This window comes from Flagellimonas aurea (assembly GCF_017313785.1).
GTDB lineage: Bacteria > Bacteroidota > Bacteroidia > Flavobacteriales > Flavobacteriaceae > Flagellimonas > Flagellimonas aurea.
In genome coordinates, this window is sequence record NZ_JAFLNL010000002.1 from 134,649 (window position 1) to 159,494 (window position 24,846).

Sequence of the window (24,846 nt, forward strand, 5' to 3'; positions counted from 1 at the left end):
ATTCGCTACGGGGTATTTTTTTTGAGCCATTTGGATAGGAAGCCCGTCACATCTTCAGAAATATTGAAGCGATACAAAATACCTACGTACATAACCACCACAAGTAGTGATTTTAAACCGATATTGATAACGGGGTGAAATTGAAACTGCACCAAATCGAACAACACCGCCAAAAGCACCAAGGTTGCAAAAACTTTGAACGTAGCCGATGTAAACGGCATTATACCAAACTTCATTTTCACAAAAACCAGCTTTACCAGATTGAATATGAAAATGGAGACAAAACTTGCCAAGGCCGCTCCTTCCAAACCTAACTTTGGAATCAGCAAATAATTCAGAAGAATGGTTAAAGCTGCCAAACACACTCCAAATACGAGTACCGTTTTGTAATAATCGGAATTGTACAGAATAGAATTAATGTTTCCCAAAATGGAATCCATCACTTTGGCCAAACCAATCAAAAACACAATGGTAAAACCGTTTCTGTAATTCTCCGGCAACATTAAATAGAGGTCGTTCAGGTTAAGAATAATGAGCACAAACAATATCCCAGAAGCAATAAAGAGTGTCAGCGAACTTTTCTGATATAACTTCTCCAATTCCGATTGATTCCCAAGGTTCATGAGTTCGGCGGTGAGTGGATATGTAATCTGGTGCATCGCACGGGAGGGCACAATGATCACCGTTGCAATATAAACCGACACCCCATAATACGCTACATTTTCAATACTGATGAATTGGTTCAGCATCACCTTGTCAATTTCCAAAAGAATGAGCGCAGCGGAACCACCTAGAATAATCAAAAAGGAATAGGATAAAATTTCTTTGGTAAAGGGTGGAAGATTAAAATCCAGTTTGGGCATCCGAAGGGTAAACGCATAAATTTTGATGATGATGGTTCGCAAAAGATACAGCCCCACCAAACACTTAAAGAAAACGTCCAATGAAATTACATCAAAATAAAAAAGGAGAAGTAAAATAGATACCCCTATCCTTGCGAAAACCTCTTTCATAAAGTTTCCAAAAACCGATTTAAGGTATACCCGGCACCACGAATAGAACACCTCAAAATATGCCATGGCCAATCCCACAAAAAACACGTACCAAAGATAATCCTTCACCATAGGGTTTACTTGTGAAACCCAATTACCTATTGGCTCGTACCAAATCAAACCCACCAAAGTAACGGGAAGTATTCCCAACAAAGGAATCAACAACATCAAAGTGAAAAAACCATCCTTTTCACCCTCTTGATGGTTACTGTAGAACTTTACCAAGGTATTATGCACCCCAAAAGCCATCAATGGCATCAAAATGGCGCCCGAAGCCAAAATAAAAGTCACAAGACCGTAGTATTCATCAGGGAGAATCTTGGTATACAAAAACAACGTATTGATGGCCCCAAAAAAGAACCCCAAATACGTAACCACAGTATTTTGTATGGATTGTTTTAGAACAACGCCCATTAGATAAATTTAGCCAAAGATTCCGTTAATGCCTTTCTGTGGTACTGCTCCACTCCTTCTGAATCACAGGACAAAGTACCATTTTGATATTCTTGAAATGCATTCAAAAGTACATTTTTTAAGGTCGCAACATCGGTATGCAAGCACATATTTCCAGCGTGGTGCCGTTCCACCATTTCACCTGCCTCCCATCCTTCGGGGCCGATGGCCAGAATAGGCCTCCTGGCGTTCAAATACTCAAACAGTTTTCCTGGGATGATGCCTTGGGTCTCTTTGGAATCAATTTCCAATAAGAGAAGTATCTGTGATTTCTGCTGGGTTTCCAAGACCTTATCGTGCGAGAGATAGCCTAATTGCTCCACATAATCCGAAAGTCCAAATTCTTTGATGGATTGCAGTACTTCCTCCCCTACTACACCCGCCAATTGTATTTTTAACGCCTGCTTGAGATCTTCGCTCTCTGATATCAATTGCTGTAGCGCTTCCCATAAACCCAAAGGGTTTCTTCCTGTCAATAGCGAACCTATATGCGACATGGTAAATTTGGAATCTAGGGCTATGGGTTGCAATTCATCATCAAAACCATTGGTGACTACCTTTATGGGTTTTGGAGTAATGGCTTCAAATTCCGTTTTAGTAGTGTGGCTGGTAACCACAATCTTATCCGCTTTCACCAAAACTCCTTTTTCCAAAGCTTTGTGTTTTGCTTTTGATGATTCCGTCAATCTTAAGTTTTTATGGTAGCCTATCGAAGTCCAAGGGTCACGAAAATCAGCAATCCATTGAATGTTGTATTTCTTTTTAAGACCAAGTCCTATCAAATGCAAACTATGTGGTGGTCCCGTAGTAACAATCGTTTCAATTCCCTCGTCCGCAATTACTTTTGCCAAAAAGGAAATAGATGGTTTCACCCAAAATTTCCTCGCATCCGGAATAAAAAGATTACCACGAATCCATAGCAACACCTTCTCGATTATCGACGGGTCTTTTTCTTTGATGATTCCCGAACTAATGGTCTTCGTCTTTTTTTTGGAAAGCAATGAAGCCCAACCATATGGCTCCTTAATGGGCTGTTTTAGGATTTTGATGGATGATGGAACTTCATCAATCAATTTTTCGTCCATTAAAGGATAGCTGGGGTTTTCGGGAACATACACAATAGGTTCAATACCAAAATCGGGCAAATATTTAACGAACTTCAGCCAGCGCTGTACCCCTGGTCCCCCGGCAGGAGGCCAATAGTACGCTATGACCAAAATTTTTCGCATTAGGATTCTTCCTTTTTACCACGGAATAGCGTGAAGCCCAATCCCCCAACAATGATCAATCCCAATAAAATATTGGCTGCCAAGGTAATCTGGCTTCCTGTTTCCACCACTTCGGGCTCGAACTTGAACTCGATTTCGTGCTGACCGGCAGGCACTTTCATACCACGAAGTGCATAATCCACTTTGTAATGGTCCTGTGGTTTCCCATCGATAAAGGCATTCCAACCCGATGGGTAATGCATCTCGGAGAATACGGCAAAACCGTCATTGGAATTGTTGGAGCTGTATTTTAGATAATCGGGGCGGTAATCCACCAAATCGATACTTGCAGTAGAATCGACCATATATCGAAGTTTGGTCAATTCCGGATATTCCTTGGTATTCACCACTGCCTGCGTTTTGGAATTGAAGTCCTTGAGCTTTAAAATTTCTTCATTGGCAGACGAAACAGGCACTAATTGATCTACAAACCACGCGTTTCCATTGGCATCGGGGTTAACGGCAGGGTAACTGTTTCCTTCATCATCTTGCTGAATTACATATTTAACATTCAACATATTCATTACCTGAAGATTGTTCTGGTACAAATGGTATTCGAACAGGTTCTGAAGCGCTCTAGGTTTTGCCGCATGATACCCTCCAACGGATTTATGGAAATAGGAAGTCCTTGCTCCATTGAGTCCTTCTTGCGGGTCAAAAACCCGGTAGATGGAGTCATCCTGCTGAATCATCTGGTCCAGTTGACTGGCTTGGAAAGGTTCGTTCACCTGACGCTGGCGTACAAAATCATCCTCGTTCACATACCTGAGGTCCACTCCTACCAAATCAAACAGGATCAGTGCGCCCAAGGCGAACACCAATATATTTTTATTGATTTTATCTTTGATAAAGAACCAAAGCGCCGCGGCTGCCAAAGCCACATAAATCAAAGAGCGGATAGTGTCGTTGATATAGACAGCTTCACGATCGCGCTGAATCATTGTCATTACTTCATCGCCAAAATATCCACGATACGTTTCGTCCCTCATCCCTTCAAAATCGAAGAAACCTTTTAATAAGAAAATCACAATGCCCAATCCCAAAGAGATAAAGAAGCTCAGCTTTAAAGCCTTTAGTTTTTCTTTTTGTTCCACGGATGATTTGAACAATTCCCTAATTCCCAAAACTCCCAGTAAAGGCAAACAAAGTTCCAATACCACTTGAATAGAAGAAACTGCCCTGAATTTGTTGTACATCGGGAAGTAATCAATCATAAAGTTGGTGAGCAGCGGAAAATTACGTCCCCATGAAAGTAGAAGTGACAAAATAGCACCTGACAACAACCACCATTTCTTTTTGCCATCCACCAGAAATACACCCAATAAAAACAAGAAGAACACAATGGCCCCTACGTAGGCAGGTGCAGCCACAATGGGCTGATTTCCCCAATATAAAGGTAAGCTGCTAGAAAATTCCATGGCCCTGGTTGGAGAAAGACCTTGATTGGTCAAATATTCGTAAGCTTTTGAATCCTTACCTAAATCCTCCCCTCCTGAACCTCCGAACAATCGAGGAGCAAATAGATTGAGTGATTCTGCAATTCCGTAGCTGTATTGTGTGATGTATTCCCTGTCCAGCCCAGTGGAGATTTCCTTTTCGCTTCCATCCGGGTTTATGGTCAATTCGGATTTGCCCCGGGTACTCCAATCGGCATACTCCTTGGTGGCCATTAGGCTCGTAGCATTGGTGAAAATGGAAAGTGCCACGGCCAATATCAAAATACCGACAGAGGCAAAAAAATGTTTAAGTTCCTTTTCTTTGATGGCATAAATAAGATAGACCAACCCCATCACCAGTACCAAAAGCATAAAATAATAGGTCATCTGGTAGTGGTTGGCATTTATCTCCAAGGCCATGGCCAATGCCGTGAGGATAAACCCTAGAATGTATTTTTTTCGAAAAACGAGAACGATTCCACCCAAGACCATGGGAATATATCCCAGCGCATGGGCTTTGGCATTGTGCCCCACCCCAAGAATAATGATCATGTAGGTAGAGAACCCGAAAGCTACCGCTCCCAGGGCTGCCAACCTAAAATCAACCTTTAAACATAACAGCAGAATGTAAAAACCTATCAAATAGAGAAAAAGATAATCGGCAGGTCTTGGTAAAAACCGAATCAAACGGTCCAGTTCCTTTACATAGTTGTGTGGATAGTTCGCCCCCAATTGGTAGGTGGGCATGCCGCCAAAAGCACTATTGGTCCAATACGATTCTTCGCCCGTTGCTTCTTTGTACGCGTCCCGTTCTTGTGCCATTCCCTTGTACTGGGCTATGTCCGACTGATAAATGGCCTTTCCCTGCAAAACCGGGTAAAAATAGACCAGCGAAGCAAGAATGAATAAAGCAATAACACAAATATGGGTGATAATGGCTTTTGGAGAAAAGTTCATGGATAGGTTTTGATAGCGCAAATATTAATCAATTTCCTCAAAATCTATGTATTCTCCAACTTTTTTTGAGGGATTGGATCTGCGCGGCGGTTTTCTGGAAATGGTGGTCTCCCCTTCATGGTGTTGTCGACCATCAAAATCTTGATGGTTTCCGAATTGTTGTCCAAATCGCTCGCTTGTCTTTTTAACCGCATAATTCAACAGCTTCGGGGCTAGCCACTTCAAAAGTAATTTGAACCCGTAATATACTAATATGACAATTAAAATCGTTTGTAGTAAAACCATATAACCTTAGTTATTGTATCAAATTTACACTGTTAGTCCCGTAAAGCCATCAAACGTATCTTAAAATAGTATTAAAAACCCAGTTATATGGATAATTCCATGATCAAAAAGTTATTATTTCTTTTCGTTCTGTTCCCAACTTTTACTTTCGCCCAATATACCGACGTGATCAATTCCAACCGACCGGGAAGGGCTGCCAGTGCCTACGCTGTTGGAAAAAATGTGGTACAGGCCGAGATAGGAATGTTGTACGAACAGCAGGATAATGCAGATTTAAATTCGGACTCCAACATTTTCGGGGCCGATTATGCTTTTAGGTACGGTCTACTTTTTGAAGAACTGGAAGTGATTGCCGAGGGCTCCTTTATTACGCAGAGCATCACTTATCCAGATTTGGGGATTGAAGGTAATTTGACCAATTTTTCCAGGAACCGGGTCGGGCTAAAATATTTGGTCTTCGACCCTTTTAAAAATCCCGAACACAACAAGCCCAACTTGTACAGTTGGCGGGCCAATAATTTGTTCCAATGGAAAAACTTGATTCCTGCGGTATCGGTGTACGGCGGTGCCAATTTTGTGGTGGGAGATAATCCCTTTCACCCTGGGGAACCTACGGTTTCTTATCGTGGGGGCATACAGACACAGAGCAGGCTTTCCCCTAGGTTTGTATTGATTTCCAATATTGCCTATGATCGCATTACCACCGATTTCCCTGAATGGCGCTATGCACTTTCTGTAACGCATGCTTTTCGTGACCCTAGATGGAGCGTATTTTTTGAAGGCCAGGGAATTTCTGGGGACCGCTATTCCGATATTATTCTTAGAACAGGTGTTGCTCGCTTGATCAATCCGAATTTTCAGGCCGATTTTCATTTAGGTTCTAATTTTCAGAGCGATCCTTCGCGTATTTTCGTGGTACTCGGCTTTTCTTACCGTTTGGATTTTCACAAGGATGAACTCATTCCTATCAACGAACAACAATCGGGCATGAACGGAAAAATCAAGAAGAACTCCAATAAAAAATCAAAAAGGCGTAACAAAAAGAATGGTGGGGTTATAGATTTTTAAGTTTTCCGTCAACTTCATTTTTCTACTGCAAGTAATATTCCTAATATTGGGCATTAATTTGTATATATGGTTTCCGTTAAGCAGGTTCAGTCCAAGTCCGACCTTAAGCGTTTTGTAAAATTTCCTTTTTCGCTATATAAGGACTCCCCTTATTGGGTTCCGCCTATCATTAAAGATGAAATGGCTTCTTTTGATAAAGATGAAAACCCTGTTTTTAAGACGGCGGAGGCGCAGTTCTTTTTGGCGTACAGGGACAACAAAATCGTGGGGCGCATAGCGGCTATCATCAATTGGTTGGAAGTAAAGGAACAAGGGCTCAAAAAAATGCGGTTCGGTTGGTTCGATTTTGTGGACGACCTTGAGGTTTCCAAAGCTTTGTTGGACAAAGTCCAAGAGATTGGCAACAAAAACCAGCTCGAGTATATGGAAGGTCCCGTAGGGTTTTCCAATCTGGATAAGGTGGGCGTTCTTACCGAAGGTTTTGACCACATCGGGAACATGATTACGTGGTACAATCATCCATATTACCAATCGCACTACGAAAAACACGGCTTTTCCGTTGAAAAAAAATATAGTGAGAGCAAATTTTTGGCCGCAAATGCGGACCCCAAACTGTTTTATAAAGCCAATTTGTTGATCAAAAAGCGTTACGGTCTTCGGGAATTGAACTTTGAAAAAAGCGCGGACATTATGCCGTGGGTGGACAAGATGTTCGACCTTTTTAACGACTCCTACGCCAAACTATCTTCTTTTGTGAAGATTACGGACATTCAAAAAGAATATTTCAAGAAAAAATATATCAGCTTCATCAATCCCGAATACATCAAGTTTGTGATTGATGAGAATGATAACCTAGTCGCTTTCGCCATTGTAATGCCTTCTTTTTCGGAAGCTTTGCAGAAGGCGAACGGGAAGCTGTTCCCTTTTGGTGTTTTTCACCTACTGAGTGCAAGAAAAAACAGCAAGGATGCCATATTCTACTTGATCGGTATTCATCCCAAATACCAGAACAAGGGGGTGACTTCCATTATTTTTAATGAGTACTACCATACTTTTAAAAAACGTGGCGTAGTGAACTGCATCCGTACACCGGAATTGGAAGATAACATTGCCATACACCAAATGTGGAAGCATTTCGACCCGAAGGTCATCAAACGTAGGCGCACCTATGTGAGGAATCTGTAGGTCTCCCAGGCCATTTGAACCGCCGAACAAGACCAAACGGCTATCTTTGCCCCCTGCTGACCCGTTTCACCAAGAAGAATTAATAAGGTTCCGGCGTTGGCTCGAAGAAAAAAGGATTAGTCCCCATACGGTAAACACCTATGTGGAAGTGACCCGTTTTTTTATGCGGTATTCCATCCTTAAAAAATCGAAAAGCTATACAAAGCGCGAGTATTACCTAAGCATAGCCTTCCATTTTTGAGGTATATGAGGAAGAAAGTTCGGTATATAAACAAGTTGTGATGCATTTTAAAATGAGCATATTCAAAAAACATAGAACCCTTGATTTTTCGGATGAAAACATCAAATCTCTTTCGGAAAGCATAGTGAATTTAAAGAGTATATTAAGTAAAGTTGGAACAAGTATTGGCTCACAACAATTGAATAATGTGCTCGCTTCTGCGATGAGAAAAGACTCTGAATCTTTTAAAAAAAATACACTGACAAATGCATTATTTGGTGGAGCGGGTGCTCTTTGGGAATTATATTGTGGAGATGATGATTTACAAAACGAGTTTGATAAAGAATTTAAAAAATTCTGCTTGGAGTTGAAAAAAATTGGAATAAATAATGGTCGTGTAAATCAAGTTCTGGACGGACTAAAATAAAAAACGACACCACAACACTGGCTATAATTCATTGTTCCCTCCTACCCTGAACTAAATTCCCTACTTTTAAGAAAACTAATAATAACTGGAATGCTTTCGTTACGCGGCTATGGCTCGCTGGAAAATCGCACCGGCCCACGCCGTCGCTCACCAGCCGCCAACCACAACGAAATCGAGCCGAGACGTTGGCGGTCATTTAAAATAACATCACGAAACTGATGGAATACATAGAAACAAAACCATATAAAGAATTAGAACCCTTTATTCATTCCTATTGGGAACTTAAAGGAGAAGACTCGGACAGACAATGGGAGCGAAATTTTCCAGATGGCTGTGCCGGTTTAGTAATGAACATAGGAGAAACCTGTTTGACCAATAATGGTTCTTTATCTATGGAATTCGGAAAAACCTATGTAGTTGGTGCAATGACTTCATTTAAAGACAGTTTTATCAACAGTAACACACATCTATTAGGAGTTTGCCTTAAACCTGCAACTTTTACGAATTTTTATAATTATGTAGCCCAGGATGAACTGACCGATAACACCATCGAATTTGAAAAACCCAATTCATTTAATATTGATAAAATTCTTGCGAACAGTTCCAATTATCTAAACCAATATTTTTTAGACAGAATTAAAAGCAAAGAGAACCAGCTACAATCTATAATCAGCGATATTCATTCTTCAAATGGAAAATTGAGCATTTCAGAGCTTTCAAAGCGAAATCATATAACTGTGCGGCAATTAGAAAGAAAGTTTAAATCACAAATAGGGCTTTCACCAAAAGAATATTCAAACATTATTCGCTTTCAAAATGCTTTGAACATAATTAAAAACTCAAATGAAAATCGCAGCTTATTAGATATTGCATTTGAGTGCGGTTATTATGACCATTCACATCTTAATAATGATATCAAGCGAAATACAGGACTTTCACCAACACTACTTTAAAATGTCGCATTTATACAAAGCGTATGTGGTTGTCGAAAATTAATTTTGCAAAAACATTAAAATTTAACCCAGATGCGAAAAATATCACTTTTCATTGCCACAAGCTTAGACGGTTACATTGCAAAATCTAATGACGACTTGAGTTTCTTAAAACTCGTAGATAAAGAAGGTGAAGACTATGGTTATAAAGAATTTACGGATTCCATAGATACATTTATTATTGGTAGAAAAACCTATGATTACGTTCTTAAGGAAATTGGCTCGTCATTTTACGACAATGGACAAAGAGACATATATGTGATAACAAGAACCCAAAGACCAAGTGTTGGTAGAACAACTTTTTACACAGGTAAAATGACTGATTTGGTAGAACAACTCAAATCTGAAAACGGGAAAAACATCTATTGCGACGGTGGTGCAGAAGTAATTAATGAACTATTAAAAAATGATTTAATTGATGAATTTATTATTTCAATAGTTCCTATTTTGTTAGGGAATGGTACAAGATTATTTAAAGAAGGGCGACCTGAACAAATACTCGAATTTGTAAAAGCAAAAACATTTGAAACAGGCTTGACGCAGCTCCATTACAAACGGAAAAAGTAAAAAACGAACCGCCAACATTGTGTATAAGCAATAGCAGATTAAGTGCTAATTTGAAACATACAATTATAAATCGAAGGTCGGTGCTATCTGCAGTTTAGTGGCTTAAAATCCGCTACTGCCCATACACTTGACCTTTGGCAATCATTTAAAATCACTATCAACAAAAAATAATTATGGATGCAGAGTTTGAAGCAGGAATTAACATTGCAATAAAGATTCCCAAAAATAAATATGAGAAAACCGTTGCTTTTTACAGAGATATATTGAAGTTGGATGTGGAAGAAAAACCAATTACCAATCCAACCGTTTCAAGAACCCATGAAGTTAAATTTGGAAAAAATGTAATTTGGTTGGACTGCGTGGATAATTATACACATTCAGAAACTTGGCTACAACTTACAGTCCCCAATGTAGAACAAGCCACAAGCTATTTGGAATCGAAAGGAGTGGAAACCTGTGATGAGCTTGAAGAACTTCCAGAAAATATGCACTGGATTCAAGACCCTGCAGGAACAGTATTCAATCTACAAAAGAGAGAAAAATAACAGTTTTGACCAAAAACAATCCATTGGCGGTAATGTGAACAAGATGACATTCTATCAAAAAGAAATAAATCGGATAAAAGGGATTTGCTACTCAAATAAAGATCAAATTCAAATCGCAATCGGAACGAGAAACTATATGGAGAACAACTTCGATAGAAAATTGAATCTGGATTTGCTCTCACACATCAGATTTACTTCAAAATTCCATCTTTTGCGCCTTTTTAAAAAGTACTACGGACAAACACCAAAACAGTACCTAATCGACAAAAGGATTGGGCAATCAAAAAGCTATTTAAAAAAGGGAATGTCTGTATCAGAAACTTGTTACACTGTGGGATTTGAAAGTCCAAGTTCATTCAGTACACTTTTCAAAAAAAAGATTGGACGAACGCCAACTGATTTTCAAATTGAGCAATTTTCACAAAGTCAATCGAAAAACGATTTTTGAAATTTGGGTGTTAAATTTAAAAATCAAAACAATGAAAGTAAAAGTATTAAGTATTCCTGTCCAAGACCAAGAAAAAGCATTGAAATTTTATACTGAAACATTGGGTTTTGTGAAAAAAATGGACGTTCCATTGAGTGAACAAAATAGATGGCTAACCGTGGTAAACAAGGAAGAACAAGACGGAACGGAAATTTTATTGGAGCCTTCGCCCAACCATTTTGAACCTGCAAAAGTTTATCAAAAAGCGCTCATGGACGCAGGTATACCATACACCCAATTTAATGTTGAAAACACACAAACAGAATATGACAGACTTAAAAGCCTTGGGGTTGAATTTAGTGTAAACCCAACTGAAATGGGAACTGTAAAAATTGCCGTGTTTAACGACACTTGCGGCAACAACATACAAATAGTAGAAATGTTATGAAAATGAAAAGCGGCTTTGTGCATTGACTCATTTAACTACTGTAAAAAACAGCTAATGGCAACTTTTGGGACATTGGAAAAAATAATACTGGACTTTCCGGAAATTACGGTAGAACCCCATTTTGAAAAAATATCGTTTCGGGTTAAAAATAAAATTTTTGCAACGTATGACGAAAAAAACAATCGCGTTACGGTTAAACTATCTGAATGCGAACAAGATAACTTTTCATCATTAGATTCCCAAATTTACCCAGTAGACAACAAATGGGGAAAACAAGGCTGGACATTCATAGATTTGAGTGAAGTCAATCAAGATTTGCTGACCAAGATATTGATAGTGGCATATTGTGAAGTTGCACCCAGAAGCTTTGGGAACAGATAAGAAATAACTAAAAATAAAAACGAACCGCCAAAATGGGGGATAGTTAATAAAAATAACTACAACTAATACTGGCTATTTCATTGTTCCCTCCAGCCTTAAACTAAATTTCCTACATTTAAGACAACAAATACGTGGAGAAATATGAATAGAATAACTGTCAAAGTTTCTGTTAAAGCTGACATTGACAAAGTTTGGAATTGTTGGACAGATCCAGAGCATATTACGAATTGGAATTTTGCAACGGACGAATGGTGTTGCCCAAAAGCTGAAAACAATCTTCGACCGAATGAAAAATTTTCGTGGAGAATGGAAGCTAAAGATGGTAGTGTGGGGTTTGATTTTGAGGGAACATATAATGAAATTGCTGAAAAAGAATGGATTTCGTATAAGATGTCAGACGGACGAAAAGTTGACATTGAATTCACTCAAAACGGAAATGAAATTCAAGTTAGCGAAACCTTTGATGCAGAGGGAACGAATTCCGACGAACTGCAACGTGCAGGCTGGCAAGCTATACTAGGGAATTTTAAAAAATACGTTGAATCATAATAAGAAAAGGTACTATAGTTCATTGCTGCCTCCTACCCTAAACTAAACAACATGAACGATTTAGTGCTGCAATAGCCCACCAACCACAACTTTATCAAAACCAAATCCGTTGTATTCAATTAAAAATAGACGATAATGGGATATCAAATACACATATTTAGACCTAAAGAGGCTAATGTAATCTCATATGAGGAACTGAAAAAATTGATTGATTCGGACGATAGCTTACTACTATCTGAAAGCAATATAAACGAAATTTTATGGGTCAATCATCCATTGGGTGGAATAGATGGACATACTCCAGTATTATATTTTGAAGAAAAACGAATTTCAAGTAGACATCCAGACGAGTTTGTAACAAAGAAAATGTTTGATATGGCGCAACAAATAAATGCTGCGTTGGGGGATGATGAAGAGGCGTTCGATGACAATTATCGACTAGAAATAGATAAAAGTTGTGAGAATATTTTGCGTAGAAATAATAGAAAATCAAATAAGCCAAAATGGAAATTTTGGTAGCAAGCCTTTCTGTAAAAAGTAAAATGCCGCGAAACTATCGCAAGCCATAGGGAGAAAATCCTTCTCTATTGCTTTTTCCTATCTTTAAACTCTAAACATTAGTGCGTAAAATCCGCTATGACCAATAAGCGATACGTTGCCCATGATTATGAAAAAAAAGAGAATACAACTAACATTTCTTATGCTGCTCACAGTAACAATTAACGGATCTGCTCAAGAAACAACCTTCTTTAATGCAGATGGATTCTTTTCAATAGGAACGCAATCAAACCGAACCGCATCAATAACCTTGTTTGACATTGACAAAGACGGGGATTTGGATGCACTCGTTGCAAATGGTAGACATTGGGCAGAACAGAACTATATTTATTACAATGACGGAAAAGGAGGCTTTAAGGTGGCTCAACCCCTCGGAAAATTTCTTGATGCTTCCTATGCCATCAAAAGTGCCGACTTCAACAATGATGGATTTATGGACATTGCTGTCGCCAATGACAACGTTCCCAATAAAATTTATTTTGGTTCGGACAATCAAAACTTTGATTATGCAACCTCTTTTGGTTCCATATCGCCTTCAAGAAATCTTGAAATAGCAGATATTGACAACGATGGAGACTTTGACTTAATCCTATCGAATAGAAAGGCTGAAAACGAAATTTGTTTAAATGATGGAAAGGGAAATTTTGGAAATACAATCGCTTTCGGCCATAAATCCGACCAGACAATACAAACTAAAGTGGTAGACATTAATAAAGATGGTTTTTTGGACCTGATAACGGCAGAAAGACAGAACAAAAATCGAGTTTATATTAATGACGGGAAACAGAATTTTATAAAAATCATAGAATTTGGCAATGAAGAAGATGAAACTCGTTCAATCGATATTGGGGATTTTGATAAAGATGGATTCTTGGACATTGCAACTGGAAATTTAGGTTCTAAAAACAGTATTTACTTCGGTGATAAAAGCTTGGCTTTCAATCGCGTTTTTGATTTTAAATCAGAACGTAATACTTCCTCGATTAAGATATCTGATTTAAATCAAGATGGATATTTGGACATCGTTGAGGGAAATTCGGAAGAAAGAAACTATGTTCATTTGGGACAAAAAAATGGAACGTTTAATGAAATTGGGTTGAGGGAAGATTTAATGGACGATACCTATAACATAGAAATAGGAGATTTGAACGGCGATGGCTTTCCAGACATTGTAGAATCGAATTCCGGAACTTGGAACTTATACTATAGAACACAAAAAAAATAGCTTTGGGCACAATGGTTCGAAACAAAATAAAGAAAAGGACTGTACTGAAATGAAAAAAATAGGATTGGTAGGCGGATTAAGTTGGACTTCCACTTTGGACTATTATAAATATATAAACCAAAGCATCAACGAAAAATTAGGAGGACTAAACTCCGCCGAATGCATACTATATTCCCTGAATTTTTCTGATATCCAAAATAGAGGATGGACAAACTCTTACGATTTGATCCTTAATGCTTGCAAGAGTTTAAAGTCAAACAATGTGGATTTTATTGCCCTTTGTGCCAATACGGCTCATTTATTTGCTGACGAAATTCAATCAACACTTGGAATTCCCATCATTCATATAGCATCTGCCACAGCAGAGGAAATACAACGACAAAAACTATTTAAGGTTGGATTATTAGGCACAAAATTTACAATGGAGATGGATTTTTATCGAAATAAACTGAAGGAATATAAAATTGAAGCTATAGTTCCATCAGAAAAAAAAGATATTGAAGAAATACAGGATATTGTAAAAAACGAACTTGGAAAAGGAATTATAAATCAAGCATCTAAACAAAAATTTATACGGTATACCAATGAATTGAGAGAAAGAGGAGTTGAAGGACTTATTTTGGGATGTACAGAGATCCCTTTGTTAATTGGACAAATCGATTTTGAATTTCCTGTATTCGACACAACAAGAATTCATGTTGAAAGTATTGTAAATTTTGCACTGGATAAATAAAAGCTTCAAGGCTGAAAACATCGGTTATAATTCATTGCTACTTTCTTATTAACTTTAATCCAACAACTTATGAGGCCCCAAACCTCCGTGAAAAGCTCAAACCGATAGTATGACAAAAATTGTATCGACCCCCAATTGTGGAAATTCCCCAAAAATGGAGTTTTTAAAAAATTTCAATATTGCATTTGCCAAAGGAGATCTAGCGTTTCTTGAGCAGAGTGTAACGGAGGATATTGTTTGGAACATAATTGGAGATAAAAAAATTGAAGGTCAACAACAGTTTATCGTTGAACTGGAAAAAATGAAAGAAGAGAAAACTTCTGAATTAATTCTTCATCAAATAATGTCCCACGGTAAAGAAGGGGCAGTAAATGGAATCATTACCACAGAAAGCAACCACAAGTATGCCTTCTCGGATTTTTATATGTTCAAAGGGGCCAAAGGAGCCAAAATAAAATCCATAACTTCATACGTTATACAGGTTTAATTATACAACCATGCTCATAAAAGAAGAAATCCAAGCATATAACAATGGGCTAAACCCTTCGGAAAAAGAGACTTGTGACCTACTCGAAGCCATTATTGACAGTGAGCTTCCCCATGCTGAAAACAAAATTTGGCATGGCCATCCTGTATGGTTTTTAGATGGCAATCCCATTGTCGGTTACAGCAAGCAAAAAAAAGGAGTGCGTTTAATGTTTTGGAGCGGGGCTGACTTTAACGAAGATGAATTGTCTGTTCGGGGGGAAAAATTTAAGGATGCATCCATATTCTATAATTCGGTTGTCGAGATCAACACAGAGAACCTTAAACGTTGGTTAAAGAAATCCGAGGAAATACAATGGGATTATAAAAACATTGTGAAACGGAAAGGAAAATTGGAAAGACTTAAGTAATATGAAGACCACACCGGAACATGATCAGCGAGTGGCAAAACTAACTTTTGCATCGGTATATCCGCACTATGTTACCAAGATTATAAAGAAAGGGAGAACCGTGGAAGAGCTCCATGAAGTGATAACATGGTTGACAGGTTTTGACAAGAAAAAAATGGAAGAACTGATCGCCGAAAAGGCCACGTTTGAAACCTTTTTTAATTTAGCGGAATTGAACCCTAATGCAGAACAGATAAAAGGCGTAATTTGCGGCTATCGCATTGAGAAAATTGAAAATCCCATCACTAGGCAAATCAGATATTTGGATAAATTGGTAGATGAACTGGCCAAGGGTAAAAAGATGGAGAAAATTCTTAGGACAGGTAATTAATTGACGCATAAATTCTACAGCAAAACCAAAAAAGAGCAAAGCCGGATTCTGATTTGGATTCTTCTGTTGGCCCTGCTTGTCATAATTCTATCCTGTTGGTTGGCTTGGGTAATCCAATTTTATTTTTTCGGCATCATCATGTTTTTGGCGGTAATTACCCTAGTGGCCCCCTTCATTGATGTCCCTTCCATGAAAAAAAGTGGCAAACTTCATTATCATTCATTATTGATGCTCTCTGAAAAACCCAAGGACGGTGTTATCAAAATTCATGGAGGCACATTGTTCGACTATGTTTTTGTGATAGATAAAGAAATGACCGGGAATCAGCGGAAAACCTTTATCATTCAGCAATATGTGGAGGGATTGTTGAATCTACTTAAAAATACTGACTTGGAATCAAGTACCACGATACAGGGAACAAGCTATATCATCAATAAAAGAACAGCACAGCGAATAGGTTTTGAAGTGGTGCCTACAGACCATCTCCAAAAATTTATTCTCGCCTACAATTATTTAAATGTACTGGTCACCTACTCTATCGCCAAAGGAAAACTATCGTTCCCCAAAATAAACAAGACCATAACGTTCGAGGCAAACCTTAAAGATATTGGGCAAAAAAAAGATTTTTTAGTTACCTTGAATAAAAAGTTGAAAAGTGAACAAGTTTTTTAAAAAGCCCTACATTTCTTTTTGGGTTACGATACCTGTATTGCTTTTAATTGGATTTTTAAAGCGTTCCGAGGTTGTTTCACTAAATATTCATGATATTTATTTGATAATCAACTTCTTTCACTTTACTGTTTTGATTTCCATATTCTTTGGATTGGTGGGTTTAGGCTACTGGATGATGTATTTAAGAAGAAAAAGACTTTCCATTTGGCTAAATTTTTCACACATGGTCATAACAATCCTTGGACTTGGTATCATTTGGTTGCTTTCTCACCTTATTAAGGATGAGGCAACTCATACTTCAATGGAAACTTTTAATTATAATAGAGCCCTGCAAACCATTATACAACCCATGGTGTTGTTAGTTATTATTGGGCAATTCGTTTATTTTTTTAACTTAATTCGTGGACTTGTACTAAATCAAAGAAAACGACCTTAAATTTTTCATAGAACCAACCCTATTCAATCCTTGGAAAAATCCCATCAACAATACCTCGAAGCCTACCTCCAATTATTTGCATATTTATCATCCGAAGAAAGGACGCTCTTTCGCTCACAATTATCCATAAAAGAATATACTAAAAAGAATTTCTTTTTTAAGAGCGGGGAAATTCAAAAAAAAATGGGGTTTGTTTGCAAGGGATTGTTAAGGCGATACTACATCAACGAAAAAGGGAAAACCATTACCACAGGGTTTGTGAAAGAAAATGAATATACCACGGACTATCCGGCCTTTATACAGCAACGTCCGAGCAAATATTATATGGAATGTCTGGAGCCCTGCACCATTATAGAACTTGCCTATGACGATATCCAAGAGGGGTATACCAACTTTAAGAGTCACGAAAGGTATGGCCGTCTTATTGCCGAAAAGGTACTGACAATTCAAACTGACCGGGTGGAAAGCTTCCTTTTTGATACTGCTGAACAGCGCTATTTAAACTTTATAAAAGACAACCCTGGGTTGATAAATCGTATAAGTCTGACACATTTGTCGTCGTTTTTGGGTATCGAAAGACAATCCTTGAGCAGAATACGAAGTAAAATCGCCAAAAAATAAGATTGTCACATATGTGTCAGGTAGCACCGAATATTAGTTTTCATCTTTGTTGCATCAAACAAAATAAAATTATAATCATGCTGAAGACACCATCTAACACATTAACTATATTTTTCTTCCTTTTGGTAACCATTTCATCGTTTGGTCAAAATGGTATTACACCTATCCACACAGAAATTCAACAACATACCGAACAAATTTTTGATAGTTTGGTCAAAATAAGAAGGGACTTCCACATGTACCCTGAAGTAGGTGGAGAGGAAAAAAGGACATCGACAAAAATTGCCGCATACTTAACAGAACTTGGACTGGAGGTAAAAACAGGAATTGGCGGTTATGGCGTTGTTGGCATTCTAAAAGGTGCAAAACCTGGTAAAAAGATTGCTTGGCGGGCCGATATTGATGCAATGCCATCCAAAGCTCCCGACGTAGTGGACTTTCCATCAAAACATGAAGGGGTTAGGCACATTTGTGGGCACGATGTACACACAGCGGTCGCCCTTGGCATTGCAAATGTTTTAGTACAGCAAAAAGAAGATTTAGAGGGAACTATATATTTTGTATTTCAGCCATCCGAAGAAAATATAAAAGGTGCTCTGGCCATGATGGACGATGGCCTTTTCGATATGATTCAGCCTGAGGAAATGTACGCCATGCACGTTACGCCATTCCCCGCAGGCACTATAGCCGCTAAACCTGAAGAAATGTTTTCAGATTACAAAAAAGTGGACCTTCTTTTTAAGAAAGGTAATAATAAGGATGCGTTGTTCGAATTTGCAAAGCAAGCAATGCTATCCCTTGAAAATGTCTCTCCCGAAAGCAAATTCTGGAACATGCAGAACATGGGCGACCCAGAAATAGGAATCGCTGGAACAAAGTCTATCTACAAAAATTATACTACGGTAGACAAGAATAATTTTTCAATTAGGGACACCGATGATGGTGTAAAAATCAGTGGTTTTATAAGTTTTAGTGACAAAAGACAACGCGATGCTGCCATACCATCTCTAAAAAAGAAGATAGCCGATTCAGAATTTGCGGAAGATTTTAGCACCGCCGAACTTGTAAACGTCTTCCCTACCCTTGACAACAATGAAAGATTGATCAATGAAAGTTTGGACCAATTATCGGATATCTATGGGGAGAACAGAGTGCTTCGCCTACATGGGGTTGTTGCAGATGGCCGTAGTGATGATTTTGCGTTTTTCCTGCCCAAAGTGCCAAGTGTATACTTTTTTATGGGAGGTTCCAATTATGAAAAGGGGATTATAGCCCAGACTCACTCACCTAATTTTGCCGTTGACGAAAGTTGTATCAAGACCGGTGTCAATCTTTTTTCGTCCTTGATTGTCGAAAGATTGAACCCATAACCATAAATATTGCCTCAAATAGCGCTGGACATCTAATAATATTGTAGGTCAGCCCTCTTTTTGATAGATTTATTGTAGCAACCCACTAACTATGAAAAAGTTTACGCTGACCTTGACTGTTACAATGCTATCGATATTTAGTTGTTTTGGACAAAGTTCAGACTTTGTCGGGACTTTTGTTAATGGGTCAAATAGCATTTCAATCCAGTTTAAACGTGTTGGTGATGAATATCATGGTTTGCTCGCTGCAGTAGGTGCAAGCTTTGCCATTAGGGCCACAGGGTCGTTCAATAAATTAAATGGTGAAATATATGGATTAGAGGGGCCCGTGGGCTTCGAGGCCACATTGACCGGTACCAAAATGAAAGTGCGCGCAACCGGATATAACGGGCCATTTTATAAATACTCGGACCTACATAATCTAGGTGGTTTTGATTTGACATCTTACATGAAGGACAACAGTGGACCAGCGAATAATGTCAACACTCAATTAACCGAAATATCCCCTACCCAGATTGTAAATGACCAATATCCAGAATTGGACAATCAAGGTTTACTGAACATAATTTCTGGAAGTCAGTTAGTGTTTTATCAGCGAACTTCCAATGTAAACGATAGCATGGCCAGTTCTATTACCTATGTAAATTTTTGTGACAATGGCACTTTTTCCTTGAACACGGATGGTTCGTTCATTGTAGAAAGTGATTATGGCGCAAATGCCCAAGGAGCTTCCTACGGAAACAGTTCAGGAACTTGGCAACTGGTATCGTACCAAGGATCCCCCGCAGTTTATCTACAATATTATAATGGTGATACCAGCTTAAATCCTTTTAATGAAAACGAGGTCCGGCAAGGAAGATGGCGACGTGGTAACACCCAATACGCATTGCAGCGGAACAAAGTCCGCTGCAATTAATATTTTATCGTAAAATTGAGTTTTTGGATTATTCACCCATTGCCGCAGCTACAGCTGCAGAAAGTCTTTTGTAAGTTCCGTTCTGTAAACGCTCCCTAATAGAAGAGAATGCATCAAGGGTCTCCTCGATATCCTTCATTGTGTGGGTTGCCGTTGGAATCAAACGAAGCAAAATCAAACCTTTAGGAATCACCGGGTATACCACTATGGAACAGAAAATCCCATGATTTTCGCGCAAATCCTTCACCAAGGCCATTGCTTCTGGAATACTACCGTTCAGATAAACAGGAGTTACACAACTGGTAGTGGTTCCTATGTCAAAACCTCTCTCTTTCAATCCATTTTGAAGCGCATTCACGTTTTCCCAAAGCTTGGCCTTAAGCTCTGGCATGGTACGCAACATATCAAGTCTTTTCAAAGCACCTTTAACATATACCATTGGCAACGATTTGGCGAACATTTGAGACCTTAGGTTATATTTTAAATACTCGATAATTTCTTTGTCCGCAGCAACAAAAGCCCCTATACTGGCCATAGATTTGGCGAATGTGGCCAAATATACATCAATCTCGTCCTGGACGCCTTGCTCCTCTCCTGCTCCTGCCCCTGTTTTACCAAGGGTTCCGAATCCGTGGGCATCGTCTACCAAAAGTCTAAATTGAAACTTTTTCTTGAGGGCAACAATTTCTTTTAAAATTCCTTGCTCACCACGCATACCAAAAACACCTTCGGAAATCACTAAGATTCCCCCACCTGTTTCATTGGCCAATTTAGTGGCACGCTCCAAGTTTTTTTCCAGACTGTCGGGGTCGTTATGCTTGAAGGTAAAACGTTTGCCCATGTGCAGGCGAACACCATCTATAATACAAGCGTGGCAATCCACATCGTACACAATAATATCATCTTTGGAGACCAAAGCATCGATTACCGACATAAAGCCTTGATATCCAAAATTTAATAGGTAAGAAGCCTCCTTTTTTACGAATTCTGCCAATTCGTTCTGTAGTTGTTCGTGGAAATCGGTGTGGCCGCTCATCATACGGGCGCCCATTGGGTAAGCAGCTCCATGTTCCATGGCTGCTTCTCCATCCACTTTTTTGATTTCGGGCAAGTTAGCGAGACCCAGATAGTCATTGATACTCCACGTTATTACGTCCTTTCCTTGGAATTTCATTCTGTTGGAAATAGGTCCTTCCAATTTCGGAAAAACAAAATAGCCTTCTGCCTGTGAAGCCCATTTTCCCAAAGGTCCTTTGTTCTCAATGATTCTATCAAATAAATCTCTCATCTACCTTAATATTAATTCATCTGCAAAAGTATATATTTTTATGAACCTTCCATAAAGAATTATGAACATAAAAAAACGGCAATGTTTTTCATTGCCGTTCATGAGGTATTATAGGGTACTGGTTTATTTAATGTACTTGATTTCTTCGGGAACCTCGGCATTTTGAATATCAAAAAAGCCTTGGTTTTCCATCCATTCGTTGCTATATACCTTGCTCATATATCTTGAGCCATGGTCTGGAAACACAACAACTACGTTGCTGTCCTCGGTAAATTCCCCTTCTGTATTCAATTGATATAATGCCTGAGTGGCGGCACCACTGGTATAACCTGCAAAAATACCTTCGGTATGGGCCAATTTACGGGCCATGTGAGCACTTTCGCCATCGGTTACCTTTACATATCTATCAATTGCATTGAAATCTGTAGCTGCTGGAATCAAGTTCTTGCCCAAACCTTCAATTCGGTAGGGATATACTTCATTATGATCAAACTCACCAGTTTCATGATATTTTTTCAAAACGGAACCATAGGCATCAACCCCTAAAATCTTTATGTTAGGATTCTGCTCCTTAAGATAGCGAGCAATTCCGGAAATTGTTCCACCTGTTCCGCTACAAGCCACTAAATGGGTAATCTGACCATTGGTCTGTTCCCAAATTTCCGGTCCTGTACTGGAATAATGTGCATCTATGTTCAACTCGTTAAAATACTGGTTGATATAGATGGAATTTGGTGTTTCGCTATGCAAGCGTTTGGCCACTTCGTAGTATGAACGCGGGTCGTCTGCACTAACATGCGCTGGACAAACATATACATTTGCTCCCATGGAACGCAACATATCTATTTTATCCGGTGATGATTTTGAACTTACGGCCAAAATACATTTGTATCCTTTGACAATACTCACCATAGCTATGCTAAAGCCAGTATTACCGGATGTGGTCTCGATAATCGTACTACCCGGCTTAAGAATACCTTTACGCTCGGCTTCTTCTATAATATGAATCGCGATTCTATCTTTTGAAGAGTGTCCAGGGTTAAAGCATTCCAGTTTAGCATAAAAATTTCCTGTAAGTGGGGCGGTAATTTTGTTAAGCTTGACTAAGGGGGTACTTCCAATTAGGTCTAGAATATTGCTGTGCGCATTTATCTGTTTCTTCATAACTGGTATTAGGTAGGGAACAATACTTATTTATTTAATAGAGTTATTGTTCTGTGCAAATGTAACAATTTTTTTTAAAGGGCTTTTCCTTCGAGGTCTAAAATGAAGGCATATTCCTTTGCTGTTTCCTTTAAGGCTTCAAATCTTCCCGAAGCTCCACCGTGCCCTGCTTCCATATTGGTGTCCAAGAACAAAAGGTTATCACCTGTTTTATAATCTCTTAATTTGGCCACCCACTTGGCTGGCTCCCAATATTGCACCTGGGAATCGTGTAAACCTGTCGACACATATAAATGTGGATAATTTTTGGCCTCTACATTGTCATATGGGGAGTAAGACTTAATGTAATCGTAATATTCCTTTTCGTTCGGATTGCCCCATTCATCATACTCACCTGTTGTCAACGGAATGGTATCATCCAGCATCGTTGTAACCACATCCACAAAGGGCACAGAGGCAATTACACCATGGTAGAGTTCAGGTTCCATATTAATGATAGCCCCCATCAGCAATCCACCCGCGGAGCCTCCCATAGCGTATAAGTGTTCCGAACTGGTATATTTTTGGTCTATCAAGAACTTGGAAACATCAATAAAATCGGTAAAGGTGTTCTTTTTGTGCAACAATTTGCCATCTTCATACCAAGGCCTTCCCAAATACTCACCCCCTCGTATATGTGCTATGGCATAGATAAAGCCTCTATCCAACAAGCTCAATCGAATCGAAGAAAAATAAGGGTCTATGGTAGCACCATAGGATCCATAGCCATATTGCAACAACGGACTGGTGCCATCCAACGGCGTATCTTTATGATAGATTATAGAAATGGGCACTTTTTTTCCGTCCCTTGCGGTCGCCCACAAACGTTCTGTTTTGTAGTTGCCCTTATCAAACTTTCCTCCCAAAACCTCTTGCTGCTTCATAACGGTTTTGGTTTGGGTTTCCATGTCAAAATCGATAATGGCATAAGGCTCCCCCATTTCATTGTAATAATAACGTAGTACTTTGGTGTCAAAATCCAAGTTGACGGAAGGGCCTGCCACATAGGTCTCACTGTCAAAGGGAAGGTAATAACTATCGGAACCATCCCATTTGGCAATTTTCATTTGGTTGAGGCCATTGTTACGCTCGGTTACCACGTAATAGTCACGGAAAATTTCTACATCTTCCAACAAAACGTCTTCTTGATGGGGTATAAATTCAGTCCAATGCTCTGATGATGTGCTCTCCTCGCTTGTTTTCATCAACTTAAAGTTAGTGGCACCGTCCTTGTTGGTCAACACATAAAAATCTCCTTCAAAATGAGAGATAGAATACTCCACTCCTTTTTCTCGCGGTGAAAATATTTTAAATTCCCCTTCGGGATCATCAGCATTCAAAATCCTGTATTCGGAAGTCAATGTGCTCCCTGAACCGATTACAATATATTTTCGAGACTTGGTCTTGTATACAAACGTGTTGTAGGTTGAATCCTTTTCGTGAAAAACCAATTCGTCTTCCTCGGAAGAAGTCCCCAAAACATGCTTAAAAATTTTATCTGAACGCAAGGTTACCGGGTCTTTCTTGGTGTAAAAAAGCGTCTTGTTATCGTTGGTCCATACAGAGCTTCCCGTTGTATTTTCAATAATATCCGGATATATTTCCCCCGATTCAAGATTTTTAATCTGGATATTGTACTGTCTTCTAGAAATGGTATCCGTACCAAAAGCAGCCATGGTATTATCGGGGCTGATGGAAACACCTCTTAAGTTGAAAAACTCGTGCCCCTCTGCCATGTGGTTACAATCGAACAACAATTCTTCAGCTGCATCCAAGCTTTCCTTTTTTCTAGAGTAAATCGGGTACTCTTTGCCTTCTTCGTATCGGGTAATGTACCAGTAACCATCCAGTTTATAAGGAACCGAAGAATCATCTTCTTTGATCCTGCCCTTCATTTCCTTAAAAAGTTCCTCTTGAAATTTCTCGGTATGGGCGGTCATTTTATGGAAATACTCGTTCTCAGCGTTCAGGTAATCAAGAACCTGCTGGTCTTCCCTATTGTTCATCCAATAGTAATCATCGATTCGCACATCGCCGTGCTTTTCAAGTTGCGTTGGATGTTTGGGGGCCACAGGGGGTGTTATGTTCATGGATTCGTCTTTGTTGTTTTTGCAAGCGGTCGCAAAAATAAGGCATAAAACCAGAATAGAAATTCTTGAATTGATTAGTTTCATGGGATAGTGTTTTAGCCAATTTACTACTTTTGAGCTTACCTTTTGCAATCTTTAATGTTTTGAGTCATCCTGAGCGCAGTCGAAGGGTGAATGTCTCAACTTCGGTCGACATGACAGCTGCATT

28 protein-coding genes are annotated in these 24,846 nt (G+C 38.9%); 21 read left to right on the plus strand and 7 right to left on the minus strand.

The window, feature by feature from the left end:
• Nucleotides 1–5 precede the first annotated feature (5 nt).
• The 4 genes from J0656_RS04065 to J0656_RS04080 are packed head-to-tail and all read right to left on the minus strand — an operon-like array spanning nt 6 to nt 5,451.
• Complete coding sequence (locus J0656_RS04065) at nt 6–1,466, minus strand: lipopolysaccharide biosynthesis protein (protein WP_207031732.1); 1,461 nt, start codon at nt 1,464–1,466, stop codon at nt 6–8.
• On the minus strand, nt 1,466–2,734 hold the full coding sequence (locus J0656_RS04070; RefSeq protein ID WP_207031733.1) for a glycosyltransferase: 1,269 nt from the start codon (nt 2,732–2,734) through the stop codon (nt 1,466–1,468). Before J0656_RS04070 ends, J0656_RS04065 begins: the two co-directional genes overlap by 1 nt.
• Complete coding sequence (locus tag J0656_RS04075; RefSeq protein ID WP_207031735.1) at nt 2,734–5,166, minus strand: YfhO family protein; 2,433 nt, start codon at nt 5,164–5,166, stop codon at nt 2,734–2,736. Before J0656_RS04075 ends, J0656_RS04070 begins: the two co-directional genes overlap by 1 nt.
• Nucleotides 5,167–5,190: 24 nt before the next feature.
• Nucleotides 5,191–5,451, minus strand: coding sequence for a DUF4834 family protein (locus tag J0656_RS04080; protein WP_207031737.1), 261 nt, complete (start codon nt 5,449–5,451; stop codon nt 5,191–5,193).
• 87 nt (nt 5,452–5,538) lie between these two features.
• Here J0656_RS04080 and J0656_RS04085 point away from each other — a divergent pair, with 87 nt between their 5' ends.
• The 21 genes from J0656_RS04085 to J0656_RS04185 all read left to right on the plus strand — a co-directional run bounded on the left by J0656_RS04085 (nt 5,539) and on the right by J0656_RS04185 (nt 20,057).
• Nucleotides 5,539–6,519, plus strand: a complete 981-nt coding sequence (locus tag J0656_RS04085) for a transporter (RefSeq protein ID WP_207031738.1) — start codon at nt 5,539–5,541, stop codon at nt 6,517–6,519.
• A gap of 66 nt (nt 6,520–6,585) precedes the next feature.
• Nucleotides 6,586–7,704 carry a GNAT family N-acetyltransferase gene (locus J0656_RS04090; protein ID WP_207031739.1) on the plus strand — a complete coding sequence of 373 codons (1,119 nt, stop codon included), beginning with the start codon at nt 6,586–6,588 and terminating at the stop codon, nt 7,702–7,704.
• Nucleotides 7,705–7,997: 293 nt separating this feature from the next.
• The gene (locus J0656_RS04095; RefSeq protein ID WP_207031740.1) at nt 7,998–8,351 is read left to right on the plus strand and encodes a hypothetical protein; all 354 of its coding nucleotides are present in this window, start codon (nt 7,998–8,000) and stop codon (nt 8,349–8,351) included.
• Nucleotides 8,352–8,569: 218 nt separating this feature from the next.
• The gene (locus J0656_RS04100; protein ID WP_207031741.1) at nt 8,570–9,304 is read left to right on the plus strand and encodes a helix-turn-helix transcriptional regulator; all 735 of its coding nucleotides are present in this window, start codon (nt 8,570–8,572) and stop codon (nt 9,302–9,304) included.
• Nucleotides 9,305–9,376: 72 nt separating this feature from the next.
• Nucleotides 9,377–9,910, plus strand: coding sequence for a dihydrofolate reductase family protein (locus J0656_RS04105; RefSeq protein ID WP_207031742.1), 534 nt, complete (start codon nt 9,377–9,379; stop codon nt 9,908–9,910).
• Between the two features lie 173 nt (nt 9,911–10,083).
• A complete protein-coding gene (locus tag J0656_RS04110) occupies nt 10,084–10,455 on the plus strand; it encodes a VOC family protein (protein WP_207031743.1) in 372 nt (123 codons plus the stop codon).
• A gap of 136 nt (nt 10,456–10,591) precedes the next feature.
• Nucleotides 10,592–10,903, plus strand: a complete 312-nt coding sequence (locus J0656_RS20415; protein WP_417946499.1) for a helix-turn-helix domain-containing protein — start codon at nt 10,592–10,594, stop codon at nt 10,901–10,903.
• Nucleotides 10,904–10,934: 31 nt separating this feature from the next.
• Nucleotides 10,935–11,330 (plus strand): VOC family protein, encoded by a 396-nt coding sequence (locus J0656_RS04120; protein ID WP_207031746.1) that lies wholly within the window; start codon nt 10,935–10,937, stop codon nt 11,328–11,330.
• Between the two features lie 54 nt (nt 11,331–11,384).
• The gene (locus tag J0656_RS04125) at nt 11,385–11,711 is read left to right on the plus strand and encodes an MmcQ/YjbR family DNA-binding protein (protein ID WP_207031747.1); all 327 of its coding nucleotides are present in this window, start codon (nt 11,385–11,387) and stop codon (nt 11,709–11,711) included.
• A gap of 141 nt (nt 11,712–11,852) precedes the next feature.
• Entirely contained in the window at nt 11,853–12,260 is a 408-nt protein-coding gene (locus J0656_RS04130) for an SRPBCC family protein (RefSeq protein ID WP_207031748.1), read from the plus strand.
• Between the two features lie 135 nt (nt 12,261–12,395).
• Nucleotides 12,396–12,779 (plus strand): hypothetical protein, encoded by a 384-nt coding sequence (locus tag J0656_RS04135; protein WP_207031749.1) that lies wholly within the window; start codon nt 12,396–12,398, stop codon nt 12,777–12,779.
• A gap of 181 nt (nt 12,780–12,960) precedes the next feature.
• A complete protein-coding gene (locus J0656_RS04140; RefSeq protein ID WP_207031750.1) occupies nt 12,961–14,043 on the plus strand; it encodes an FG-GAP repeat domain-containing protein in 1,083 nt (360 codons plus the stop codon).
• Nucleotides 14,044–14,092: 49 nt separating this feature from the next.
• Nucleotides 14,093–14,776: an aspartate/glutamate racemase family protein gene (locus J0656_RS04145; protein ID WP_207031751.1), complete on the plus strand. Its 684-nt coding sequence runs from the start codon at nt 14,093–14,095 to the stop codon at nt 14,774–14,776.
• Nucleotides 14,777–14,885: 109 nt separating this feature from the next.
• Nucleotides 14,886–15,263, plus strand: a complete 378-nt coding sequence (locus tag J0656_RS04150) for a nuclear transport factor 2-like protein (RefSeq protein ID WP_207031752.1) — start codon at nt 14,886–14,888, stop codon at nt 15,261–15,263.
• Between the two features lie 10 nt (nt 15,264–15,273).
• Complete coding sequence (locus J0656_RS04155; protein ID WP_207031754.1) at nt 15,274–15,672, plus strand: DUF1801 domain-containing protein; 399 nt, start codon at nt 15,274–15,276, stop codon at nt 15,670–15,672.
• 1 nt (nt 15,673) lies between these two features.
• Complete coding sequence (locus J0656_RS04160) at nt 15,674–16,042, plus strand: DUF2200 domain-containing protein (protein ID WP_207031756.1); 369 nt, start codon at nt 15,674–15,676, stop codon at nt 16,040–16,042.
• A 138-nt stretch (nt 16,043–16,180) separates the two neighbouring features.
• Nucleotides 16,181–16,714 (plus strand): hypothetical protein, encoded by a 534-nt coding sequence (locus J0656_RS04165; RefSeq protein ID WP_237688843.1) that lies wholly within the window; start codon nt 16,181–16,183, stop codon nt 16,712–16,714.
• Nucleotides 16,698–17,150 carry a hypothetical protein gene (locus J0656_RS04170; protein ID WP_207031760.1) on the plus strand — a complete coding sequence of 151 codons (453 nt, stop codon included), beginning with the start codon at nt 16,698–16,700 and terminating at the stop codon, nt 17,148–17,150. The genes J0656_RS04165 and J0656_RS04170 overlap by 17 nt, the downstream gene beginning before the upstream one ends.
• A gap of 30 nt (nt 17,151–17,180) precedes the next feature.
• Nucleotides 17,181–17,771 (plus strand): Crp/Fnr family transcriptional regulator, encoded by a 591-nt coding sequence (locus J0656_RS04175; protein WP_207031761.1) that lies wholly within the window; start codon nt 17,181–17,183, stop codon nt 17,769–17,771.
• Nucleotides 17,772–17,848: 77 nt separating this feature from the next.
• Nucleotides 17,849–19,141, plus strand: a complete 1,293-nt coding sequence (locus tag J0656_RS04180; RefSeq protein WP_207031763.1) for a M20 metallopeptidase family protein — start codon at nt 17,849–17,851, stop codon at nt 19,139–19,141.
• A gap of 91 nt (nt 19,142–19,232) precedes the next feature.
• Nucleotides 19,233–20,057: a hypothetical protein gene (locus J0656_RS04185; protein WP_207031764.1), complete on the plus strand. Its 825-nt coding sequence runs from the start codon at nt 19,233–19,235 to the stop codon at nt 20,055–20,057.
• A 28-nt stretch (nt 20,058–20,085) separates the two neighbouring features.
• On the opposite strand, the gene J0656_RS04190 is transcribed toward J0656_RS04185, so the two are convergent.
• The 3 genes from J0656_RS04190 to J0656_RS04200 all read right to left on the minus strand — a co-directional run bounded on the left by J0656_RS04190 (nt 20,086) and on the right by J0656_RS04200 (nt 24,722).
• Nucleotides 20,086–21,345, minus strand: a complete 1,260-nt coding sequence (locus J0656_RS04190) for a cysteate-C-fatty acyltransferase (RefSeq protein ID WP_207031765.1) — start codon at nt 21,343–21,345, stop codon at nt 20,086–20,088.
• A gap of 123 nt (nt 21,346–21,468) precedes the next feature.
• Nucleotides 21,469–22,509 carry a cysteate synthase gene (locus J0656_RS04195; RefSeq protein ID WP_207031766.1) on the minus strand — a complete coding sequence of 347 codons (1,041 nt, stop codon included), beginning with the start codon at nt 22,507–22,509 and terminating at the stop codon, nt 21,469–21,471.
• A 74-nt stretch (nt 22,510–22,583) separates the two neighbouring features.
• Nucleotides 22,584–24,722, minus strand: coding sequence for a S9 family peptidase (locus tag J0656_RS04200; protein ID WP_207031767.1), 2,139 nt, complete (start codon nt 24,720–24,722; stop codon nt 22,584–22,586).
• Nucleotides 24,723–24,846 lie beyond the last annotated feature (124 nt).

Bases quoted from the DNA above. Each gene is read 5' to 3' on its own strand.
- J0656_RS04085 (WP_207031738.1), top strand. From the start codon at position 5,539: ATGGATAATTCCATGATCAAAAAGTTATTATTTCTTTTCGTTCTGTTC.
- J0656_RS04075 (WP_207031735.1), bottom strand. From the start codon at position 5,166: ATGAACTTTTCTCCAAAAGCCATTATCACCCATATTTGTGTTATTGCT.
- J0656_RS04200 (WP_207031767.1), bottom strand. From the start codon at position 24,722: ATGAAACTAATCAATTCAAGAATTTCTATTCTGGTTTTATGCCTTATT.
- J0656_RS04130 (WP_207031748.1), top strand. From the start codon at position 11,853: ATGAATAGAATAACTGTCAAAGTTTCTGTTAAAGCTGACATTGACAAA.
- J0656_RS04065 (WP_207031732.1), bottom strand. From the start codon at position 1,466: ATGGGCGTTGTTCTAAAACAATCCATACAAAATACTGTGGTTACGTAT.
- J0656_RS04090 (WP_207031739.1), top strand. From the start codon at position 6,586: ATGGTTTCCGTTAAGCAGGTTCAGTCCAAGTCCGACCTTAAGCGTTTT.
- J0656_RS04080 (WP_207031737.1), bottom strand. From the start codon at position 5,451: ATGGTTTTACTACAAACGATTTTAATTGTCATATTAGTATATTACGGG.
- J0656_RS04135 (WP_207031749.1), top strand. From the start codon at position 12,396: ATGGGATATCAAATACACATATTTAGACCTAAAGAGGCTAATGTAATC.
- J0656_RS04165 (WP_237688843.1), top strand. From the start codon at position 16,181: ATGTTTTTGGCGGTAATTACCCTAGTGGCCCCCTTCATTGATGTCCCT.
- J0656_RS04155 (WP_207031754.1), top strand. From the start codon at position 15,274: ATGCTCATAAAAGAAGAAATCCAAGCATATAACAATGGGCTAAACCCT.
- J0656_RS04095 (WP_207031740.1), top strand. From the start codon at position 7,998: ATGAGCATATTCAAAAAACATAGAACCCTTGATTTTTCGGATGAAAAC.
- J0656_RS04120 (WP_207031746.1), top strand. From the start codon at position 10,935: ATGAAAGTAAAAGTATTAAGTATTCCTGTCCAAGACCAAGAAAAAGCA.
- J0656_RS20415 (WP_417946499.1), top strand. From the start codon at position 10,592: ATGGAGAACAACTTCGATAGAAAATTGAATCTGGATTTGCTCTCACAC.
- J0656_RS04140 (WP_207031750.1), top strand. From the start codon at position 12,961: ATGCTGCTCACAGTAACAATTAACGGATCTGCTCAAGAAACAACCTTC.
- J0656_RS04100 (WP_207031741.1), top strand. From the start codon at position 8,570: ATGGAATACATAGAAACAAAACCATATAAAGAATTAGAACCCTTTATT.
- J0656_RS04105 (WP_207031742.1), top strand. From the start codon at position 9,377: ATGCGAAAAATATCACTTTTCATTGCCACAAGCTTAGACGGTTACATT.
- J0656_RS04125 (WP_207031747.1), top strand. From the start codon at position 11,385: ATGGCAACTTTTGGGACATTGGAAAAAATAATACTGGACTTTCCGGAA.
- J0656_RS04185 (WP_207031764.1), top strand. From the start codon at position 19,233: ATGAAAAAGTTTACGCTGACCTTGACTGTTACAATGCTATCGATATTT.
- J0656_RS04070 (WP_207031733.1), bottom strand. From the start codon at position 2,734: ATGCGAAAAATTTTGGTCATAGCGTACTATTGGCCTCCTGCCGGGGGA.
- J0656_RS04190 (WP_207031765.1), bottom strand. From the start codon at position 21,345: ATGAGAGATTTATTTGATAGAATCATTGAGAACAAAGGACCTTTGGGA.
- J0656_RS04145 (WP_207031751.1), top strand. From the start codon at position 14,093: ATGAAAAAAATAGGATTGGTAGGCGGATTAAGTTGGACTTCCACTTTG.
- J0656_RS04150 (WP_207031752.1), top strand. From the start codon at position 14,886: ATGACAAAAATTGTATCGACCCCCAATTGTGGAAATTCCCCAAAAATG.
- J0656_RS04110 (WP_207031743.1), top strand. From the start codon at position 10,084: ATGGATGCAGAGTTTGAAGCAGGAATTAACATTGCAATAAAGATTCCC.
- J0656_RS04180 (WP_207031763.1), top strand. From the start codon at position 17,849: ATGCTGAAGACACCATCTAACACATTAACTATATTTTTCTTCCTTTTG.
- J0656_RS04160 (WP_207031756.1), top strand. From the start codon at position 15,674: ATGAAGACCACACCGGAACATGATCAGCGAGTGGCAAAACTAACTTTT.
- J0656_RS04195 (WP_207031766.1), bottom strand. From the start codon at position 22,509: ATGAAGAAACAGATAAATGCGCACAGCAATATTCTAGACCTAATTGGA.